Annotated in this window: 16 protein-coding genes and 2 pseudogenes; 9 read left to right on the forward strand and 9 right to left on the reverse strand. The window is 68.8% G+C overall.

What is annotated here, in order from left to right; all coding sequences use genetic code 11:
* Positions 1-272: 272 nt before the first annotated feature.
* Positions 273-1,478 carry a hypothetical protein gene (locus ACIRB1_RS33355; protein WP_403468013.1) on the reverse strand — a complete coding sequence of 402 codons (1,206 nt, stop codon included), beginning with the start codon at positions 1,476-1,478 and terminating at the stop codon, positions 273-275.
* Between the two features lie 383 nt (positions 1,479-1,861).
* Here ACIRB1_RS33355 and ACIRB1_RS33360 point away from each other — a divergent pair, with 383 nt between their 5' ends.
* From ACIRB1_RS33360 to ACIRB1_RS33370, 3 genes are all read left to right on the forward strand, one after another.
* On the forward strand, positions 1,862-3,451 hold the full coding sequence (locus ACIRB1_RS33360; protein ID WP_403468014.1) for a hypothetical protein: 1,590 nt from the start codon (positions 1,862-1,864) through the stop codon (positions 3,449-3,451).
* A 47-nt stretch (positions 3,452-3,498) separates the two neighbouring features.
* Positions 3,499-5,532, forward strand: a complete 2,034-nt coding sequence (locus ACIRB1_RS33365; protein WP_403468015.1) for a WD40 repeat domain-containing protein — start codon at positions 3,499-3,501, stop codon at positions 5,530-5,532.
* A 154-nt stretch (positions 5,533-5,686) separates the two neighbouring features.
* Positions 5,687-5,866: a Clp protease N-terminal domain-containing protein gene (locus ACIRB1_RS33370; RefSeq protein ID WP_403468189.1), complete on the forward strand. Its 180-nt coding sequence runs from the start codon at positions 5,687-5,689 to the stop codon at positions 5,864-5,866.
* On the opposite strand, the gene ACIRB1_RS33375 is transcribed toward ACIRB1_RS33370, so the two are convergent.
* From ACIRB1_RS33375 to ACIRB1_RS33385, 3 genes are all read right to left on the reverse strand, one after another.
* A complete protein-coding gene (locus ACIRB1_RS33375; RefSeq protein ID WP_403468016.1) occupies positions 5,813-6,532 on the reverse strand; it encodes a hypothetical protein in 720 nt (239 codons plus the stop codon). The two genes, ACIRB1_RS33370 and ACIRB1_RS33375, sit on opposite strands and share 54 nt — an antisense overlap.
* Positions 6,533-6,994: 462 nt before the next feature.
* A complete protein-coding gene (locus tag ACIRB1_RS33380; protein ID WP_403468017.1) occupies positions 6,995-7,210 on the reverse strand; it encodes a hypothetical protein in 216 nt (71 codons plus the stop codon).
* 151 nt (positions 7,211-7,361) lie between these two features.
* Positions 7,362-7,601 (reverse strand): hypothetical protein, encoded by a 240-nt coding sequence (locus ACIRB1_RS33385; RefSeq protein ID WP_403468018.1) that lies wholly within the window; start codon positions 7,599-7,601, stop codon positions 7,362-7,364.
* 245 nt (positions 7,602-7,846) lie between these two features.
* On the opposite strand from ACIRB1_RS33385, the gene ACIRB1_RS33390 reads away from it, so the two are divergent.
* A complete protein-coding gene (locus tag ACIRB1_RS33390) occupies positions 7,847-8,329 on the forward strand; it encodes a hypothetical protein (protein ID WP_403468019.1) in 483 nt (160 codons plus the stop codon).
* A gap of 31 nt (positions 8,330-8,360) precedes the next feature.
* Positions 8,361-8,432 (forward strand): annotated as a pseudogene (locus ACIRB1_RS33395) (GNAT family N-acetyltransferase); the annotation flags it as partial.
* Positions 8,433-8,763: 331 nt separating this feature from the next.
* On the opposite strand, the gene ACIRB1_RS33400 reads toward ACIRB1_RS33395, so the two are convergent.
* The 4 genes from ACIRB1_RS33400 to ACIRB1_RS33415 all read right to left on the reverse strand — a co-directional run bounded on the left by ACIRB1_RS33400 (position 8,764) and on the right by ACIRB1_RS33415 (position 14,691).
* Positions 8,764-9,435 (reverse strand): response regulator, encoded by a 672-nt coding sequence (locus ACIRB1_RS33400; RefSeq protein WP_403468020.1) that lies wholly within the window; start codon positions 9,433-9,435, stop codon positions 8,764-8,766.
* Positions 9,432-10,679 (reverse strand): sensor histidine kinase, encoded by a 1,248-nt coding sequence (locus ACIRB1_RS33405; RefSeq protein WP_403468021.1) that lies wholly within the window; start codon positions 10,677-10,679, stop codon positions 9,432-9,434. Before ACIRB1_RS33405 ends, ACIRB1_RS33400 begins: the two co-directional genes overlap by 4 nt.
* Before the next feature lie 191 nt (positions 10,680-10,870).
* The gene (locus ACIRB1_RS33410) at positions 10,871-12,991 is read right to left on the reverse strand and encodes an MMPL family transporter (protein WP_403468022.1); all 2,121 of its coding nucleotides are present in this window, start codon (positions 12,989-12,991) and stop codon (positions 10,871-10,873) included.
* A gap of 821 nt (positions 12,992-13,812) precedes the next feature.
* Positions 13,813-14,691 (reverse strand): helix-turn-helix transcriptional regulator, encoded by an 879-nt coding sequence (locus tag ACIRB1_RS33415; RefSeq protein ID WP_403468023.1) that lies wholly within the window; start codon positions 14,689-14,691, stop codon positions 13,813-13,815.
* A 195-nt stretch (positions 14,692-14,886) separates the two neighbouring features.
* Between ACIRB1_RS33415 and ACIRB1_RS33420 the strand changes: the two genes are divergently transcribed.
* From ACIRB1_RS33420 to ACIRB1_RS33435, 4 genes and pseudogenes are all read left to right on the forward strand, one after another.
* A complete protein-coding gene (locus ACIRB1_RS33420; protein WP_403468024.1) occupies positions 14,887-15,891 on the forward strand; it encodes an SDR family oxidoreductase in 1,005 nt (334 codons plus the stop codon).
* Positions 15,892-16,169: 278 nt separating this feature from the next.
* A complete protein-coding gene (locus tag ACIRB1_RS33425; RefSeq protein WP_403468025.1) occupies positions 16,170-17,045 on the forward strand; it encodes a hypothetical protein in 876 nt (291 codons plus the stop codon).
* Between the two features lie 68 nt (positions 17,046-17,113).
* Positions 17,114-17,536, forward strand: a complete 423-nt coding sequence (locus ACIRB1_RS33430) for a VOC family protein (RefSeq protein ID WP_403468026.1) — start codon at positions 17,114-17,116, stop codon at positions 17,534-17,536.
* 39 nt (positions 17,537-17,575) lie between these two features.
* Positions 17,576-17,902: pseudogene (locus ACIRB1_RS33435) on the forward strand (transposase); the annotation flags it as partial.
* A gap of 21 nt (positions 17,903-17,923) precedes the next feature.
* Here the strand turns inward: ACIRB1_RS33435 and ACIRB1_RS33440 are convergent.
* Positions 17,924-18,133: a hypothetical protein gene (locus tag ACIRB1_RS33440; RefSeq protein ID WP_403468027.1), complete on the reverse strand. Its 210-nt coding sequence runs from the start codon at positions 18,131-18,133 to the stop codon at positions 17,924-17,926.
* Between the last annotated feature and the right edge of the window lie 192 nt (positions 18,134-18,325).

Here is an 18,325-nt window from a genome sequence, read left to right on the forward strand (position 1 = left end):
GAGACGGCTGCGAGTGATGTTGACGGATGCCTCGTCGGTGGGCATGGCGAGGAGTTCGTGCAGTTCCCGGGCTCGGAACTCTTGGTCGGGGTGCTGGTTGAAGGCGTTCACGACGACCTACCGCCCGGGTGCGATGGTTCCAGGGTAGGGCGGACTGTAGATGGGTGACGCCGCGCAGAGCCTCAGCCGCAAACAGGACCCGCTCAGGCCGCAGGTGTCTCGGGACCCCCACCTCTGGCGGCTGCGTGCGTGCCGGCGAGCGGATCTGATCGTCAGTCGGTCCGCGACACGGCCTCGACCACACTGATCTGATGGATCTTGCGCCGACGCGGGCTGCAGTGGACATCGACGACGTCCCCTACCCGGAACCTGTCCTTGAGCTCAGGGTTCGCTGCGCGTGAGAACATCGGCCGGCTCCACTGGTCGACCTCGAAGGACCAGGCTTTCCGCGTCGCCGGGTCCTCGATGGAGCAGCAGTAGTGCGTGACATCCGTGTACGGGTCGTCGTAGTGGGTGTCGTAGTCCCAGCGTGAGATGACGGCACCGCGAAAGCTCGCCTCGTCGGGAACCGCCAGGACCCGGCGGCGGGCCGGCAGCCACAAACCCCACAGCAGTACGCCGGCGAGCAACGGAGCGGTGTCCCATTCCCAGGCCAACGCCGGGTGGTGCGCGGTCAGGGTCACCGCGACCAGAGCGCCAAAGGCGGCACACACGCCCACGGCCAGCAGCACGAGCTGCCACAGGTGTCCCCAGCGCGGGGTGTCCAGCGGCCCGGCGTCCACGACGTGCCACGATCTGCCGTACGAGGACCAGATCCGCTGCGGCTCGCGTACGGGAAGCGCCGATTCGGGACCAGCCGCTCCCACCTCGCGTTTGGGCAGCCGATGCTCTCCAGCGCGGTCGTGGACCCGCCATTTGCGCGCGGCCTGCCGTCCGGCTGCCGTCAATCTGGGCCCGGATTCGAGCGGGACGTCTGACAGCGGCACCAGCCCCAACAGGCTGAGCAATAGGACCGATTTGAGAATGCCCCGCACCGACTCGGGACTGAACGAAACGCCGGCCCACAGGGCGCCGAAGCAGGCCGCGAGGGCCGCGCCCCGATACAGCAGCGTCAGGTACTTGTTCCGAGCCGGCCGTATGAGGCCAAGAGCGGTCGCCTCGTTGCGGACACTGTTCTGAAAGCCGCGCCACCATACCCAGAACTCGTCGCCGTCGCCCGGCCCGAGGGCGCCGATCGGCACGCGGTCGACACCGTTTCGGCAGCGCCGGCGGATCCGTTCGACCACCAGTTCCTCGACGGGCCGCAGCGGCGCCGAGTCGGCGGTCTGCGGGACGATCCGTACGGTCACCGTGCCGTCGGCTTTCTCTTCACCCTGCAGTCGGCCCGTGCGGACCATTTCGAGGGCGGTGGTCTCGATGCCCTTCGGAGTTGCCTCCCCGTCTCCCATAAGCAGGTTCACCACACCCGCGGTCAGCATTCGATATTTCATACACCCCCCAGAAATGTGACCGAGACGACTGTAGATGCTCTTGGGGATCACCGCATCGGGGAAATCATGCAGCCGAGGCATCGTCGAAGCTGATGTCCGAGCTGAGAGCCACGAGATGTTCACCGCTGCCCCGTTGAAATAACGGGCTCAGCGCGTGCGTGGATCTCTGCAGCGATTCAGCTGCGCGGGCGCCCTGTCGCCTTCCTGCGCACCAACGGGACCAGCGTCTCGGCCGGGCCACTGGTGAGACTCCGTCAGTTCGGGGCCCCGTTACTGTGGGGCCGCCTGCGCAGGCGCGCAGTTGAGGGGCTTCGCCGAGGGGGGTACCAGGCATGTCAGAGGGGTTGGCCCAGTGGGGACCAGAGCTTTTCATGACGCGGGAACGGGAGCTACGCCGCGGTCTGGCACCCGAGAACGACGTGGGAAGGGACATCGCGCAAGGGGGGTTCGAGCCCTGCCTGCTGACCCTTCTGCGCCTGTCGGTGGGCAGGCACTCGAACACCGATCTCACCCGTGGGTGGTTCCCAAGGGCGCTTGCCCGCACCGGCCACCTCGTCCGTGCGGCTGAGCTGGCGTACACGATCAGTGACGAGCTCAAGCAGGGTACGGAACTACTGGCGCTGGTGCAGGCCGCGGCGGGCGCGGGAGACCTGGGCGGCGCTCAGGCGCTGGCCGAGTCGATTCCTCTACGGCAGGTGCGGGACCAGGCACTGGTCGCCCTCGTGCCGGCGTGGGCCCGTGCCGGTGAGCGTGACCGGGCCGTCGCTCTGGCGGAGAGGATCCGCTACCCGCACAACTGGGGGTGGGCCTGGGCCCTGTTGGCGAAGGCGGTGGCGGACAGCGGCGACATCGATGAGGCGCTCAGGTTTGCCGCTCGCGCCGACGACGTGGTGAGTTCTTACGCCGCCGACGGGACGGAACAGGTGCTCGCGCTCCTCGTGGAGGTGGCCGTCGCCGGCGGCGACCATGACCGGGCCGCTGCACTTGCCGACCGCGTGGAGGACATCACCCGCTCCCGCGACTCGACAAGGTGGTCCGAACCACGGCCCCTGGCGGTGGTGTTGGCCCGTGAGGCGCTGGCGGGAGACCTTGACCGGCTCGATGCTCTCCTGCGCACCCCGCCCGGACCAGGCGTCGGCGCCGGGGGCACGGTATGCGGGTGGGCGCTCGGCGAAGCCGCCGAACAAGACATGGTGGTCCCGGAAGGAGACGTGGACGTGGTGGTCCCGGAAAGGGACTTGGACCAGGCTGCCGTTCGCCCGTTCCCCTCCGGCTCCCCGCTCGACGCCTGGGACATGGCCTGTGTGCTGGACGCGGTCGTTCACAGCGCCGACCAGGACGTGGTCCTGGCCCTTGCCGACCGGGCCGAGACAGTGCTCGAGACCGGCGACGGCCGTGATCACGACATTCTGCTGAGGTCCTTGACGCTCCTGCTGGCCAGGCATGGGCAGGTCGAGCGGGCCATGGCCCTCGCCGGCCGTCTTGACGCCGATCTGTCCGTGGCGCGGCAGGCCGACATCGTCGGAGAACTGGCCCGGTCCGGTGACACGGGCGGTGCCGAGGCTCTCGCCCACACGATCAACGACCGCAAGGCACAGGACAGGGCGCTGGTCGAAGTGGTCCGGGAGCTGGCCCGGGGTGGCGATCCAGGCCGGGCCGAGGCTCTCGTCCACTCGATCGGCGACCGCTGGGCGCAGGGCGAGGCACTGGTCGCGGTCGTCCGGGAGACGGCCCGGCACGGCGATCACGCGCGGGCCGAGGCTCTCACCCGCTCGATCGCTCACCGCGCGACACGAGCCCGCGCCCTGGCCGCACTCGGGGAGTTGTCCGAGCCGTCCCACGCCCGCAGGCTCGCCGCGCAGGCCGTGAGGGTTGCGGGCGACTGGGATCCTGTTCTGCCGGTCCTGGAGCGGATCGTGCCCCGTTCCTTGGCAGTCGTCGCCGATCGGACGATGAGCTGATCCGGGGCAGCCTCCTGATTGTCAGTGCTGCCTGCGAGACTCGTTCCATGATTCCGAAGCTGCCCTTGCACAGCCCTCGTTGGCTCGACCTCGACGGTGTGAAGGTCGAAGAGGTGAAAGCATTCCTGGAGCAGTTGTCGTCCGCGGCTGTCGCCGGGAGCGGCGATGGCTGGAGGCAGACCTGGACGTACCTGGCCGGCGGTCTGATGGACGACGGGACCGTCTTCGACGGGGCCTATGCCGCTCTGCCGCATCTCGTCGAGGCGGCAGCGGCCCTGCCTCCGGGACAGACCGCCGACTTCTGGGTGGACTTGGGATGCATCGTGACCGCGGAGGACAGGCCCCCCGTTCCGGCCGATCTCGAGACGGGGTTCGGCGCCGCACTGCGTCTGGCCGAGCGGGCGGCCACCCGAAGCCTCCTTGCCGCCGATACTGCTCCGCTGGTCTATGCCCACCTCGTGCTCGCCTGCGTGGCATTCGCCGGCCACCATATGGGCGAAGCGCTGTGGCGGTTCCCCGATCCCCGGGAAGCTGACCTCCTGCTGATATGTCCCGAGTGCGAGAGTGATACCGAGATCCCCGACTTCTTCGTCGACCCGGCACGTCCGCCCGCCGAGGCTCCGGGGCTCCCTGATCCCGCCCATGTCAGGCAGGGAGAACATACCTGGGGCGAGGTCGCTGCAGCATTGCGCGAGGAAGCGGTGGGCGAGGAGTGGGAGCCCTTCCTGCGGGTGGCACGCGAGGTCGCGATGGCCGGCGTGCCCCCCGAAACTCCGGGGCAAGCCGTCCTGTGTCTGCTCGTCGGCATGGTGGCGGTCGTGGGCACCCCGCAACAGGACGCAAGGGAGTTGGCCCGCCAACTGATGGCGCTCACAGGAGACTTCCGCTGCTGGGACTGCGAGCGGACGTGGACCATCGCCGACGGCCTGGCGGAGAACCCGGCCGGTGCAAGCCCCCGGCACCGGCCGACAGAGGCGCGGGCGGACGCCGACGAACCGGCCGACACGGTGGAGTCGGCGGCGCCCGGACGAACAGGTGAAGCGGCGACTCGGTTCCGGCAGAACGGGAACGCGGTGCTCGCGGCCGACGGCACCCCCTGGGGCCGTATGTCGGTGTTCTCCGATGCTGCGCCGGGTTCATCCGGGGGTGTCGACGCGCTGGCGGTGGTGTCCTGCCCGGGTCGGCCGACGCTCGTGGCCGGCGCCGGAGACAGGGGCGTGGTGTGCCTGTGGGACGTGGCCGACGCCCGGCTCGTCCATGCCCCGCTGCCAGGACATCGTGACCGTATCCGCTCGATGACGGCCCTGCCCCTGCCCGACGGCCGCGTCCTTCTGGCGAGCGGAGGCGACACCGGGACGATCGCCCTGTGGAACCCCGTCACCGGGCAGCCGATCCGCGAACCGGCCGGGGACTGGCCTGGCGGGGTGACCGGAATGTGTGTCGCCATCGTCCCCGACGGCCGCACCCTGCTCGTCACCGCCACCCCCCGAGGCGCGGTCCGGCTGTGGGATCCGGAAACCGGTGAGTGCGTCGGGCGCCTCAACCCCTATGGCAGTCCGATCCAGTCGATCGCCGCCGTCCCGATCTCCGCCGGCCACACACTGATCGCGGCCGCGGACACCGCGGGCCGCCTTCATGTGTGGGACCCGGCAGTCGAGGACCCCTGGGAAAAGGGCGCGGCCGTGCAGTTGAGCGCCAGTGCCCTCGCCGATGCCGACCACCGGGTGGTAACCGTGGCGGCTGTGCCCACACCCGACCGAACCATGTTGGCCACCGGAGACAACCAGGGCGTGGTCATGCTGTGGGACCTTGCCACCGGTGCCCCGATCGGCGACGGTCTGCCCGCCTCGACAGGCACCGGGGGCCTGCCGGTCATCACCGCCTCCACCCTGCACGACGGCCGCACGGTCCTGGTCACCGGCACCCGTCACGGCCACCGGCTGCGGGTATGGGAACCGGAGACCGGCGCGGTGGGGTACATCGCCCTGGATGTGGTGCTCACCTGTCTGGCCACCGCGGGTCCGGACCTGATCGTCGGGCACGACCGCGGGGTCCTCAGCCTCCCGCTCACCAGACGGTGAACGCGTTCAGCCGAGACCCGTCCCACCCTGTCGCGCGGAACCTCGGGACGGATGCCGAGAACCCGCGCGACAGGCCGGTGCCTGTGGCCCGAACCTCGCGGATACCGCCGCCCCACCGGGCACATCCCCCTTCACCGCGCACGCCAAGGAGAGCCTGTCCAACACCGTCCACGAGGCACAGGCCCGGCACGAGACCGACGTAGGCCCCGAGCACCTCGCACTCGGCCTCATCGCCATGAAAAGCGGGCGGGTGCCCTCCGTACTGTCAGCACTCGGTGCGTCAGCCCCGGCGCTGCGAACCGCGATCATCGACCGCTACCGCCAGGCGAGCTGATCCCGTTCCCCATCCATCGCCGACTTCCGCATCCAGCATCACCTTGCGCGGGACCGGATCACCGAGATTTTCAGCAACCGCACGTCTCAACCCATCCGGTCGCCACGTCACAGACCTCCCTGGCTGCACGCTCCGCATTGCGGGGGCGGGAACGGTTTCCGCGCGACCGTAGTCGACGAGTCCCCGCACGAGCCTCTCCGGCCCCGCCCACAGACATCGCACGTACATCCGCCAGCTGAAAACGCTCTCGTACACACCGTTGCCTCGGTCTGCGTCCCTCAGCGCTTGGTCGTGCAGGTCGGGTCCGGCAACCGGGATGAAGTAGGCGCCACGGGTGGTCAGTACGTTCTTCAGTGTGCCGAGCAAGTTCTCAAGGTGACCGAGCGCTTCGTCGGAGTTGTCGGTCAGTTTGTCGACCTCATCGAGCACGATCACCGGGTGCACCAACAGCCGACGCCGCTCTCGGCGAAAGCGGCGTCGCCGCCTTGCGGCAGGTCCCTGAATGCCACCGAGAAGCTGAATGATCCGAATGAGGTCCTGTTCGACATCCATCTCGGAGTAGTCCAGGAACGTGGCCTCCGTCGAGCGCGCGCTCGTCCGGCCGCCCGTCAGGCTCAGCGCGGGTGACACGGCGGCAAGAGGCCCTCTCTGCATGCCGAATCCCATGGTTCCGCCCTGCTCGTTGCCCTCCGAATGAATCTGCTTGAAGGACGGCGACGTGCGGTGTATGCGAGTAGCAAGGCTTCCTGGACATCGTCCGGCAGTTGCCTGAGCAAGCCTTGTCGTCGAGCGTCTCGAAGATGCGCCGGACGACAGCGAAGAGCAGTTGGCCGCCTTCCATCTTCCGTGCGATGTTCAAGTGCACCGTCAACAACCTCTGCATGCTGGTCTGTTGGTAGTGAGACGCAACGGCTGAGAGCGCCTGAAGTACGAGCGTCGATTTGCCAACGCCCCGGAAACCGCTGACCAAGAAGGTGCCACCGTGTGAGTAGACCAGCCGCTTCCGCAGTGTTGCGACGAGGTCTTCGCGGCCGAGTACGGGTATCGCCTCGTCATCGACGGGCAAGGGCTCGTGGATCTGGCCGGCGGAGTAGCGGTCAGGTCACGGCTCCCCGGCAGGGGACTGCGTCATGCCGACTTGAAAGCCCTGAGTGCCGCCTGGAGCACCTCAGGAACGGCCTCGGGCGGGATGGCACGCATGGCTACGTAGGTGGGAACGAGGGTCACAATCGCCGCGAGAGCACACCTGATGATGCCGATGACATCGGCTTCTGCGGCCTTGTCCATGGCTCGCCAGGCGATAAGCGCAAGGACCAGCAGGGCCACAAGGAGGAGAGCGATCATGTTGAGTGGACTCCTTCGACACGAGGGGCTTCACCTCTCGGTCCCGGGCTCCAGCCGTACCGGCAAAGATTCTTGAGAAATACCCACCTGCTTTTGGGCTACCTGGCGGCCCTGCTCGGTAGCCAGGCGCTTGGCCTTGCGGCGGACGCCTTCACCGAAGGCTTCCGGGTCGGCGGTTCCGGTCACGGCGGCTGCCTTGGTCCAGGTCGTGCCGACGCAGGTCGTACAGCGACAGTCCGTCGCCCAGGCCGGCGTCCAGGGACAGTACGCGGCCGTGCCGGGTGCGCCGCTTCCACAGCGGCACCAACTGCCGACGCACGGTACGGTCCTCGGCTTTCAGCGCGCCGAGAGCGGTGTTCGGCAGATAGCCCGTGTGAAACAGCGGGGCCATCCAGTCTCCAAGCAGCGCCGTCGAGACAGCCTCACGACATCGCTGACCGGGTGGCAGTACCAGGACCTCACGTGGACGATTTGGCCCGACCTGCCAACCAGGCTTGGTCCGCTGAGCGGCACGACATGCGACAGCCCACCTGGTTGCACGGCACAGTCTTGGCCGGAGGTCTTTCCATGTGGTCAGACCTCCTACGACGAGCCGCGGGGCCCCATAGTTGACGGGCCCGGACAGAGGAGATTGCCATGAAGGGAAAACGACTCGGACGCACCGTCGCCGGGTGCACGGCAGCTACCAGCTTGCTGTTCGGCTATGCCGGCGTGGCCAGTGCCAGCACCGCCAGCCCGGCGGACACCGGTGCGACCATCGTCAACGGCACAGCCACGTTCGACACAACGGACGAGAACAAGGACCATGACACAACCCTGACCATCAAGGTGCTGACCGCCAGCGGCAGGACCGCCGCGACGGCCGTCGGCGACTTCGGTGAGTTCACCGACGGCTCCGAGCACCCTATACCGCTGCTCGTGCGGCCGACCGTCACCTGGGACCAGCTCCAGGGCGGCCGGCTGACGTTCCACGTCGACCCCGTCGGCGACGACACCTGGCGGTTCCGCTACAACGTCCTCCTCAACTTCAACGACGGGGACTTCTCGCTGACCCAGGATTCCAACGTCATCTCGCTGAGCGAGGATCACAAGGACTACTCGCACGCCCTCGAGTTCTGAGGCGTCCCAACCCGGGTGAGACCCCACCCCACTGCGCAATCGCAGCATCGCCAACGATGGCAAGCCGCACGACTGGTGGGTGGGCGGACTGCTGAGGCCCTGACGCTCGGGCCGATGCTTCGCCGGCTGCGTCTGCTCTTCTGCAGGGAAGTTCCCAGCTCGGACAGTTCCCGCAGAAAATCCACACCCATTGATCATCGGCGGGCAGCCGTGACGTGGCAGTGGCCGCACGGGTTCTTCGAGTGTGACCAAGAAGTGGGCCCGTGCGGCCTTGACCCATCCTGCCTTCTGCGGCGTCTCGCGTGCACGGCTCGGCGACTTGATCGAAGAGTCGGCCAATCTGTGGCTCGCCCGGCGCGAGTCGGAGCTTCGTGAGCGGCACGGTGCCGAGCGGCAAACGACAGCACGGCGAGCAGAATCACGATGTCTCGAACTCAGACAGTTCCAGGTATCACCAGCCCCGACTCGTACGCCACAATCACCAGTTGTGCCCTGTCCCGTGCCCCCAACTTGCCCATGATCCGGCTGACATGGGTCTTTACGGTGAGCGGGCTGAGTCCCAACGCGTCGGCGATCTCAGGGTTGTTGAGACCGCGTGCAACCAGCGCGAGCACCTGCCGTTCCCGTGCGGACAGCCCGCTCGGCCCGCCCACCGCGGATGTCGTCGTGGCGTTCGGCGCACGCAGGAAGCGGGCGATCAGCCGCGAGGTGGGACCGGGCGAGAGGAGGGACTCCCCCGCGGCCACCGTCCGGATGGCGTCGAGGAGTTCGGCCGGCCTGATGTCCTTCACGAGGAAGCCGGACGCCCCGGCCCGCAGTGCCTCGACGATGTGCTCATCGGTCTCGTACGTCGTCAGGACGAGCACCTTCACTCCCGCGAGATCCTCGTCGGCGGCGATGAGCCGGGTCGCCTCGATCCCGTCGAGGTCGGGCATGCGGATGTCCATCACGATGAGATCGGCCCGCGCCGACCGGGCCAGTGCCACGGCCTCCCGCCCGGTGCCCGCCTCGGCGACGACCTCCATGTCCCCGGCCGACGAGACGAGCATCGCGAAGGAGGCCCGTACGAGGTTCTGGTCGTCGGCCAGCAGTACGCGGATGGTCATCGGACCTCGTCCTCCCGGGACAGCGGCAGTGTGGCGGTCACCTCGAAGCCCTCGGTGGGCCTCGGACCGGCGTCCAGTGTGCCGCCCACGCTACGGGCCCTCTCCCGCATTCCGACGAGCCCGAACCCCGGCCTGCCGTCAGGCGGGCCCATCCCGCCGCCCGAGCCGGCGTCCCCGCCCCTCCCGTCGTCCCTGACACTCACCCGCAGTGCCCCGTCGGCGGTCCATAGACCCACCCGCACGGTGAGGTCCTCGCGGCCACCGTGTCGTACGGCGTTGGTGAGCGCCTCCTGCACGATCCGGTACGCGGCGGCGCCGACGGGCGGCGGGATGCCGTCCGCGCGGACGGACAGTTCGACCTTGGCACCGGCGACCCGGCCGGTCTCCGCGAGAGCGGCCAGTCCGTCGATCCCGGGCAGTGGCCCCCGCATGTCCTCGGTCCCGGAAACATAGCCGGACACGGCACCGGCCCCCACGGCCGTGTCATGCGCCCGCAGCACCTCCAGCGTCGTACGCAGTTCCCCCCTGGCGGTCCGGCAGGTCCCCGCGATGTCGTCCAGTGCCTGGGCGACGGCCCCGCGGTCGAGGCGATCGGGGTCGGCGGTGAGGATGTGGGCCGCCACGGACGTCTGCACGCCGATGAGGGTGATGCTGTGGGCGAGCAGGTCGTGCAGGTCACGGGCGATCCGCAGCCGTTCCTCGGCAACCCGATACCTGGCCTCCTCCTCCCGGGTGCGTTCCGCCCGGTCCGCCCGTTCGACGATGGAGGCCACGTACCAGCGGTAGTAGCGGACGTCGATACCGATGAACAGGACCGCGACGATCCAGCCGGAGATCTCCAGGGACTCCAGCGCCCCCATCGAGTTGGTGACGCCGTTGCCGATCGCTGTCGAGACGACGACGGCGACACCCGTGAGGAGCGTGCGGCGTACGGCGCCGGTCGCCGCGACGGTGTACAGCGCCAGGACGAGCGCGGGGGCGGGCAGGGCAGGGTTGTAGTCGAGGGAGTAGTACGGAGCAACGCAGGTCACCACCCCGAGGAGGGTCACCATCGGACGGTGGCGCCGCCATACGAGGGGCACGTGCCCGGCGAGCAGCAGCGTCCAGCCGAGACGGCCGGGCGGGATCCCTTCGCCGCCCATCAGGGCGATGGCCACGGCGAGGACGGCGACGCCCAGCGCGAGGATCGCGTCGTTGCGGGTGCGGTGCGGTGCGGTCAGCGGTTCGCGGTTGATGGCGGACATGATGCGCGCGACGTGACGGGACTGCCCGCCGCCGGCCGCTTTCTCTGCCGTCGGCCGCTCGCGTATCCCTGTGGTCGTTCCCCGTTCTTCCACGGCTCCATCTTCCGGTAGTCGTGCGGGAACCCGGGTGCGCCTCCGGTAGGAGGGGCACCCGGGCGGGCCCGCCGGATCAAGGTGCTCGATCGGCGTGATCAGGGTGCGCCGACGGTTTCCGTCTGCCGTGGCGGCTCGGTCGGTCCGGCCGGTCCGGTCCGTTCGGCCGGGTCGGGCTCCCGTGACAGCACGCCCGGCCACCACAGCTTCCGGCGCAGGGCGACGCTGGCGCTGGTCACCAGGTACGTCCGTACGAGGAAGGTGTCGAGCAGGACGCCGACGGCGATCACGAAGCCGAGCTGGACCAGTTGCACCAGGCCCATGTTCGTCAGCACGGCGAAGGTCGCGGCGAGGACCAGCCCGGCGGAGGCGATGACGCCGCCGGTGGTGCGCAGTGCGGTGAGAGCCGCCGTGGTGGGTTCCGCTCCTGCCAAGGACTCCTCCCTCATCCGGTGCATGAGGAAGATGCCGTAGTCGACACCGAGGGCGACGAGGAACACGAAGGACAGCAGTCCAAGACCCGGATCGGTGCCTTTGAGACCGAGGAGGGGCTCGAAGACCAGTCCGCCGATCCCAAGGGAGGCGCCCCACACCGCGACGACCGCGACCACCAAGAGCAGCGGTGCGACGAGGCTCCGCAGCAGCACGATCAGGATGAGCATCACGGAGACGAGGACGAGTGGTACGACGATCTTCGTGTCCCGGGCGTTGGTGTCCTCCAGGTCGATCTGCTGGGCGCTGTCCCCGCCGACGTAGGAGCCCTTCAGTTTGTCCCGCAGGGACTTGATGGTGGCGCTCTCCCCCGCGGACTGGGGTGCGCTCCTGGCGAAGACGGAGATTTCGGTCCAGCCGTCTCCCGTACGCCCCTTCTCCGCGCTGCCGACGCCCGGGGTGCCGCGGACGGTCGCGAGGGTCTCGTCGGCGCGGCCCTGCGGGGTGATCACGTCGATGGGCCGGCTGCCGCTGTCGGGATAGGCCTTGGCGAGGGTCTCCATCGCGACGACGGATTCCGGCTTCTTGACGAAGGAGTCCTCCTGCTTGAGCGGTCCCGGCAGGTTGAACGAACCGAGGGCGAGGGCACCGAGCAGTACGGCACCGCTCGCGAGTACGGTCAGCGGCCTGCGTTGGGCGGAGCTGCCCATCACCGAGAACAGGCTGCGTCGACCCTTGGGCGTGCTGCCGAAGGCGGGCACGAGCGGCCAGAACACGCGCCGTCCGAGCACGATGAGGATGGCGGGGAGCAGGGTCATCATCGCGATCAGTCCGCAGAGCACGCCGACGGCGCCGAGCGGGCCCATGCCCTTGCTGCTGTTGAGGTCGGCGGCGAGCAGGCACAGCAGTCCGACGGCGACGGTGCCGGAGGAGGCGAGCACGGCGGGCCCGCAGCCGCGCAGGGCGGCGACCATGGCGTCGTACGGTCGCTCGAAGCGTCGCAACTCCTCCCGGTAGCGCGAGACGAGCAGCAGCGCGTAGTCCGTGCCCGCCCCGAACACGAGGATCGTCATCACCCCCGAACTCTGCCCCGAGACGGTCGTGCCGAAGGCCTGGTTGAGGCCGTAGGCGACACCCATCGACATGAAGTCGGCGATCCCGGCGACGACAAGGGGCACGAGCCACAGCACGGGGCTGCGATAGATCAGGATCAGCAGTACGGCGACGACGGCGACGGTCGTGTAGAGCAGCGGTCCGCCGAGCGAGTCGTAGACCGCGCCGGAGTCGGTGCCCAGCGCGCCGGTGCCGCCTACATCGACGTTCAACCCGCCCTCGTCCTGGGCGACTTCGCGAACGTCGGTGACGAGCTTGTCCTGCTTCACCTCGTCCGCCCCGGGCTCGTTGCTGGCGACCGGGTACATCAGGGTCGTGCCGTCCTTGGACGGAATCCCCTTGGGGGTACCGCCGATCAGCTTGTGCTGCCGGCTGATCTCCGCGACCTGCCTGGCCGCGGTCTTCCGGTCGGCGAGGGTGAGCCCGCCCTCCCGGTGGTAGACGAGCACCATCTCGGTGGTCTCACCCCCGGGCAACCTGTCCTCGATCTTCGCCACCTGCGTCGAGTCGGCGCTCGCCGGCAGGTAGTCGGTGACCTTGTCGTGCTGCACGCTGCCGAGCTTCGCGGCGAACGGCCCGACGAGCGTGATCACGGCAATCCACAGCCCGAGCATCGCCCATGGAACGGCTCGCGCGCGCCCCGTCCTCGTCGTGGTTGTCTCTCCGGCCCTCATTGACCGATCTCCCTCCGGATGACTTCTGCTTCGGTCCCCAGACTTCCGGTGACAACCACGGCTTTCGTCGGGCGGGAGGGCGAGGTGACGCGTACTGCCGGGGGTGGCGGCGGGTGTGGATTACTCCCTGGGGAGTAATCCACGGACGACGCGCCGCCCCGGAAAAGGCGCGGGGAGCCGCGCGGCCGGCCGCCACCGGCCCGCGGCAGAAATCGATCCCCCGCCCCTGTCGAGGATGCCGGTTACCGGTGCATGGAAGCGCGGACCGGCGGACGGGTGGTGACACCACCACATCGCACGTTCAAGAAAGACGCTCCCGCCCGGTACGAGGAACGGCACAAACTCCACGCACGGCGCACTCCTCGCGCGGACCCGCGTTGAGCACTGCATCGCGCACCTCAAAAACTGGCGTGCTCTGACCCGACACGTTGACCGACGCGAGCACACGAGCGGCATCGTCTAAGCCGTCGCCGGACTGTTCTCACACCAGCAGGCCCCCACCCTCCATCAGTGCCTTCGAGCCTGAACACCAACAACGCCACGGCCAGAACAACCCCAAGTCGCCGACGGTGCTGAAGCCAGGCTACCCAGCGATCGGCAGCAGTGGCCCCGCCGGATCCCGTCCTCACTCGGCAGATCGGCCTTCACCCACCCGATCGGCGCCCCGTCGCCGCTGCGTATCGCCATGGCCCTGCCGAGTTGCCGCATCCGGCGGCAGGGGGAGCCGGCGGGCATTCCGTACTCGTTCCTGTCCATGCGAGCCAACGGGCCACAGGTGCGAGAGCTGACCAACCTCAACAAGCGGCCGGACGGCGAAGGCTTCAGTCGTGCTCCCGAAGCCCCGCGTCCGAGGATGTCCGCGGGACCATGTGCTGGGGTCCGATGACGGACAGGAGCTGGAGTTTTTCGTGGCTTTCGCTGCCGGGGACCGCGGTGTAGACGAGAAGGACGTGTGACTGCTCGGGATCGAGAAGCGTCTGGCAGTTCAGTTCCAAGACGCCGACCTCGGGGTGCACGTAACGTTTGGCGCCGTTGTAGTGGATGCCGATCTCGTGTTCTCCCCACACGGTGCGGAATTCTTCGCTGCGGGCGAGCAGCAGATCCATGAGCTGAGCGGCCCGTGAGCCGGGTCCGCGGCGTGTGACCATCTCGCGCAGTCCGGCGGCGAAGACGCGGGAGTGGTAAGCGTGGTCGTCGGGATGGTACAGAGCCCGGGTGGCCGGGTCGGTGAACCACCGGTAGCCGATACTCCGGGCCGGGCCGGTGTACCTGGTGGTGTCGCCGGTGAGTGCGACGCCGAGCGGGCTCTGCCGCAGTGTCTCGCCGAGTTCCGTGACGATCTCGGCGGGCGTGTCGGTGAGCCGGTCGAAGATGCGGAGCAGGCCGGGACTGATGTGTTCGCTGATCGGACCTCTGGCGGGTGGGTGGTGCCCAGCGAGGCGGAACAGATGGTCCCGTTCGTCGAGGGACAGCCGCAGTCCCTGCGCGATCGAGGCGATCATCTGCTCGGACGGATGCGGTCCGCGCTCCCGCTCAAGCCGGCTGTAGTAGTCGGCGGAGATGTGGCACAGCGCGGCAACCTCTTCACGCCGCAGACCCGCGGTTCTGCGCCGTTGCCCGCGCGGGAGACCGACGTCCTCAGGCTGGAGCGACCCTCGACGGTGGCGCAGGAACTCGGCGAGTCCGGTTCGATCGATCACTACGGCTTCCCCTCTGCTTCCGGTGCTGTTCCAGCCTGCCACCAACGCCGGACAGCAGCCTCGGCCTGTTGATCCCCCCTTCGGGCCGCACCCGGCCAGGCCCGTCTTCCTGGGATCGAGAGGCCGTGGATATCCCCACGGACCAGGAGCAACCTGAGATCAGATCCACTGATCCACGCAGACCAGGAGCAGTACATGGCACGCACACAGCCGGACATCACCGTTGCCGGTCTTTCCGGGAAACTCGCCGTCGTCACCGGCGCCAGTGACGGGGTCGGCCTCGGCCTGGCGGCCCGTCTCGCCGCCGCCGGCGCCGAGGTCGTCATGCCCGTCCGCAACCCCCGCAAGGGCACGGCGGCGATCGCGAAGATCAAGCAGCAGCACCCGGAAGCGGACCTGTCCCTGAGGGACCTCGATCTGTCGTCGCTGGACTCGGTCGCCGCGCTGGGCGCCATCCTGCGCGGTGAGAAGCGCCCGATTCACATTCTCATCAACAACGCCGGGGTGATGACTCCGCCGGAGCGGCAGACCACCGCCGACGGGTTCGAGCTGCAGTTCGGCAGCAACTACCTCGGTCACTTCGCTCTCGTAGCCCACCTGCTGCCCCTGCTCCGCGCCGGCCGCGCACGCGTGACCTCACAGCTCAGCATCAGCGCGAACGCGAACGCCATCAACTGGGACGACCTGAACTGGGAACGCTCCTACCACGGCAGCCGCGCGTACAGCCAGTCCAAGATCGCGCTTGGCCTGTTCGGACTGGAACTGGACCGGCGCAGCCGATCCGGAGGCTGGGGGATCACCAGTAACCTCGCCCATCCCGGCGTTGCCCCCACCAGTCTCCTGGCCGCACGCCCCGAGGTCGGCCGGGCACGAGACACCGCCGGCGTGCGCCTCATCCGGGCCCTGTCCCGCCGCGGCATCCTCACCGGAACCGTCGAGACCGCGCTGCTTCCCGCCCTGTTCGCAGCCACCTCGCCACACGCACACGGCGCACGCCTCTACGGCCCCAACGGGCTCGGACACCTGTCCGGCGCCCCGGCCGAACAACCCGTCTACTCCCGGCTCCGCAGCGAGAACGACGCCCAACGCATCTGGCAGATCTCCGAAAACCTCACCCACGCCTCCTTCCCGGCCGACCAGCACGCCCACCCCGGCCCGGGAACGACAAGGGTGTGGCATGCCGACGGGACCGCCGACTAGGGCCAACGAGTGAGAGGCGCACGACGAACGGTGTGCCGACGCGATGGCCAACAGCCTCGCCACAGGCTCTCATCACCCTCATCACGCTGACCGTGACCAAGGCCACGGCGGCTCGCACCGCCAGGAAGTCGGGCCGCTGAACTGGGATTCGCCCCGGTGGGCACAGGGTGAGCGAAGAATCCGCGCAAGAGCATCACACAGGGCTCACACAGTCTTTCGGGGACGCCGATACCGTTGCTGGCTGCTCGATCTTCCGTTCGAAGTCAGGAACACAGCTGATGGACTACTGCACCTCATGTCGCCGGCACCTCAACGGCGCCCTGGTGTGCCCCGGTTGTGGCGCCTACGCCCCCGACATCGAACCGGCGATCACACACGACCACGGCACACAGGCAACACGTACCTTGGCGGCGCCGTTCCGACCGGAACCGGACGCGTACGACTCGGTCACGAACGTCGAAAGCATTGAAGAGGCCGAGGACGTCACCGTCGACGAAGCCGCCATACCCCTGTCCGACGGGCGAGCCGCCCGGCGCCGGCAGCAGGCGCGCTGGAAGAAGACGCAGCGTCGGGCCCTGGTCGCGACCGCCGTCGCGCTCGTCGGCGGCGGGCTGACCGTCGCGGCGACGGGCCGTGGCTCCGGTCACGACACGAGCCGGACGACAGCGGCTACTGACCTGTCGAGTCTGGACGTCGGTCCGACGACGGACCAGCCCGACGGCATCACGTCGACCGGGCCGGGCACGGGCAAGCACCGGAAGTCCTCCGCCGATGACACCCGGTCCCCCGCGACGGACGGCGGGTACGGGCATGTTGCCGGCACCGCGCCCCGATCCGTTTCGGAGGCACACTCCACCGCGGCACGACACCCAACGCCGACACCGACCACGCGGACGTCGACGGCGAGCACGCTCTCCGCCGACTCCGCTACGTCGTCCACGGACCCGGCGACCGCGACAGCGACGCAGCCGTCCTCCTCCCCTGCCGTCGGCGACACGACGTCGGACTCCGCCGGATCGACGTCGTCCTCGGGTTCTTCTTCGAGTCAGTCCTCGGCCGACTCCTCGCAGTCGAGCTCCTCGCAGTCGAGCACGGGCTCGTCGGCGGGTTCTCCCTCGGAGATCTGCGTGCTCGGTCTACTCTGCGTCAGCTGATCCGGTGTCCGCGGCCGGTGTCCGCCGCGACCTCGCGCTCGCGCGAACGGCACCGGGTTCGCGCTGACATGAGGTTCTGGACACCGCCCGACTCGAAGGAACCCGCCGCCGTGGACTACCGACTCGAACTCGTTCCACTCCCGGTCACGGACGTCGACCGTGCCAAGGCGTTCTACGCCGATCGCCTCGGCTTCAAGGTCGACCTCGACTTCAGCCCGGACGATTCGTTCCGCGTCGTCCAACTGACGCCGCCGGGGTCGGCCTGCTCGATCGCCATCGGTGTCGGTGTGGTCGGCACTCCCCCAGGTTCGGTCAAGGGCCTGCACCTGGTGGTGGACGACATCCGCGCCGCCCGAGCCGAGTTGGCCGGGCGCGGGGTCGACGTCGATGAAGTGGTGGACATGACCGCGCCGGGAAAGCCGACCGTGTCCTACGCTGCCTTCACCGACCCGGACGGCAACGGCTGGACCTTGCAACAACTTCCCCGATGATCGCCGACCGGTGAACCTTCCTGTCCTGCTCCCGACGACGTGGTGCACCGGGAGAAGTGGCGTCTCGCGCTCAATCGGCCAGACACACTCGCCCAGTGGAAGCTGACCGCACCGGTCATCGTGGCCGGCGTCGGCTACGGCGTCAGCACGCCGTTCAGGCTCGGTCTCCAGGAACGAGGGCTGTCCTACGTCCATGCCCTGCAGGGTAAGGAAGTCGCTCGTCCGGAGAACGCCGAGCCCCACCAGCCCGCTTACGGCGGACTCGGACCACCTCCCCTTCCCCACTACCGCACCCCGCCACGAGCCGTCTCCACCCTCGCGGCGCGGGCGAGCGCGGAGCGATTCTCCGAGGTGACCTGGAGGCAGGGCAGCAAGGGCTCGATGACCTCACGGTCCACGGTGCTGGGGGTGCGGCCCGCGGGCAAACAGTCCCTGTCCCTCGAACCATGTCTCGGCGATCAGAGTGGTGGGCGCGGCATCGAGCAATTGCTTGCTCCGCCAGGCGCTCAGGCGAGTCACGGTCCGAACCGCCTGAACCAGATCGAGCCCGCGGTCCCCGCCCGCCGTCAACAACACGCCGAACGGCGGCTCCTCCATCGTTCCTCCAGGCAGGTATGTGGGGGGTGCCACCCGCAGGAGCGGCGGCGGCTGGGACGGCAGCTGGAGCATATGCACTCATGTCGAGCGTCGCTGTCAGGAAGGCGAATCCCAATGGAGATGACCTCCAAGCCGCCGGGACAGGCTCGGGGATGCGGCTCGGGTAACGGCAAGGTCTACAGACGCGGTGAC

The sequence above is a fragment of the Streptomyces sp. NPDC096013 genome (assembly GCF_044763565.1).
In the GTDB taxonomy this organism is placed as follows: Bacteria; Actinomycetota; Actinomycetes; order Streptomycetales; family Streptomycetaceae; genus Streptomyces.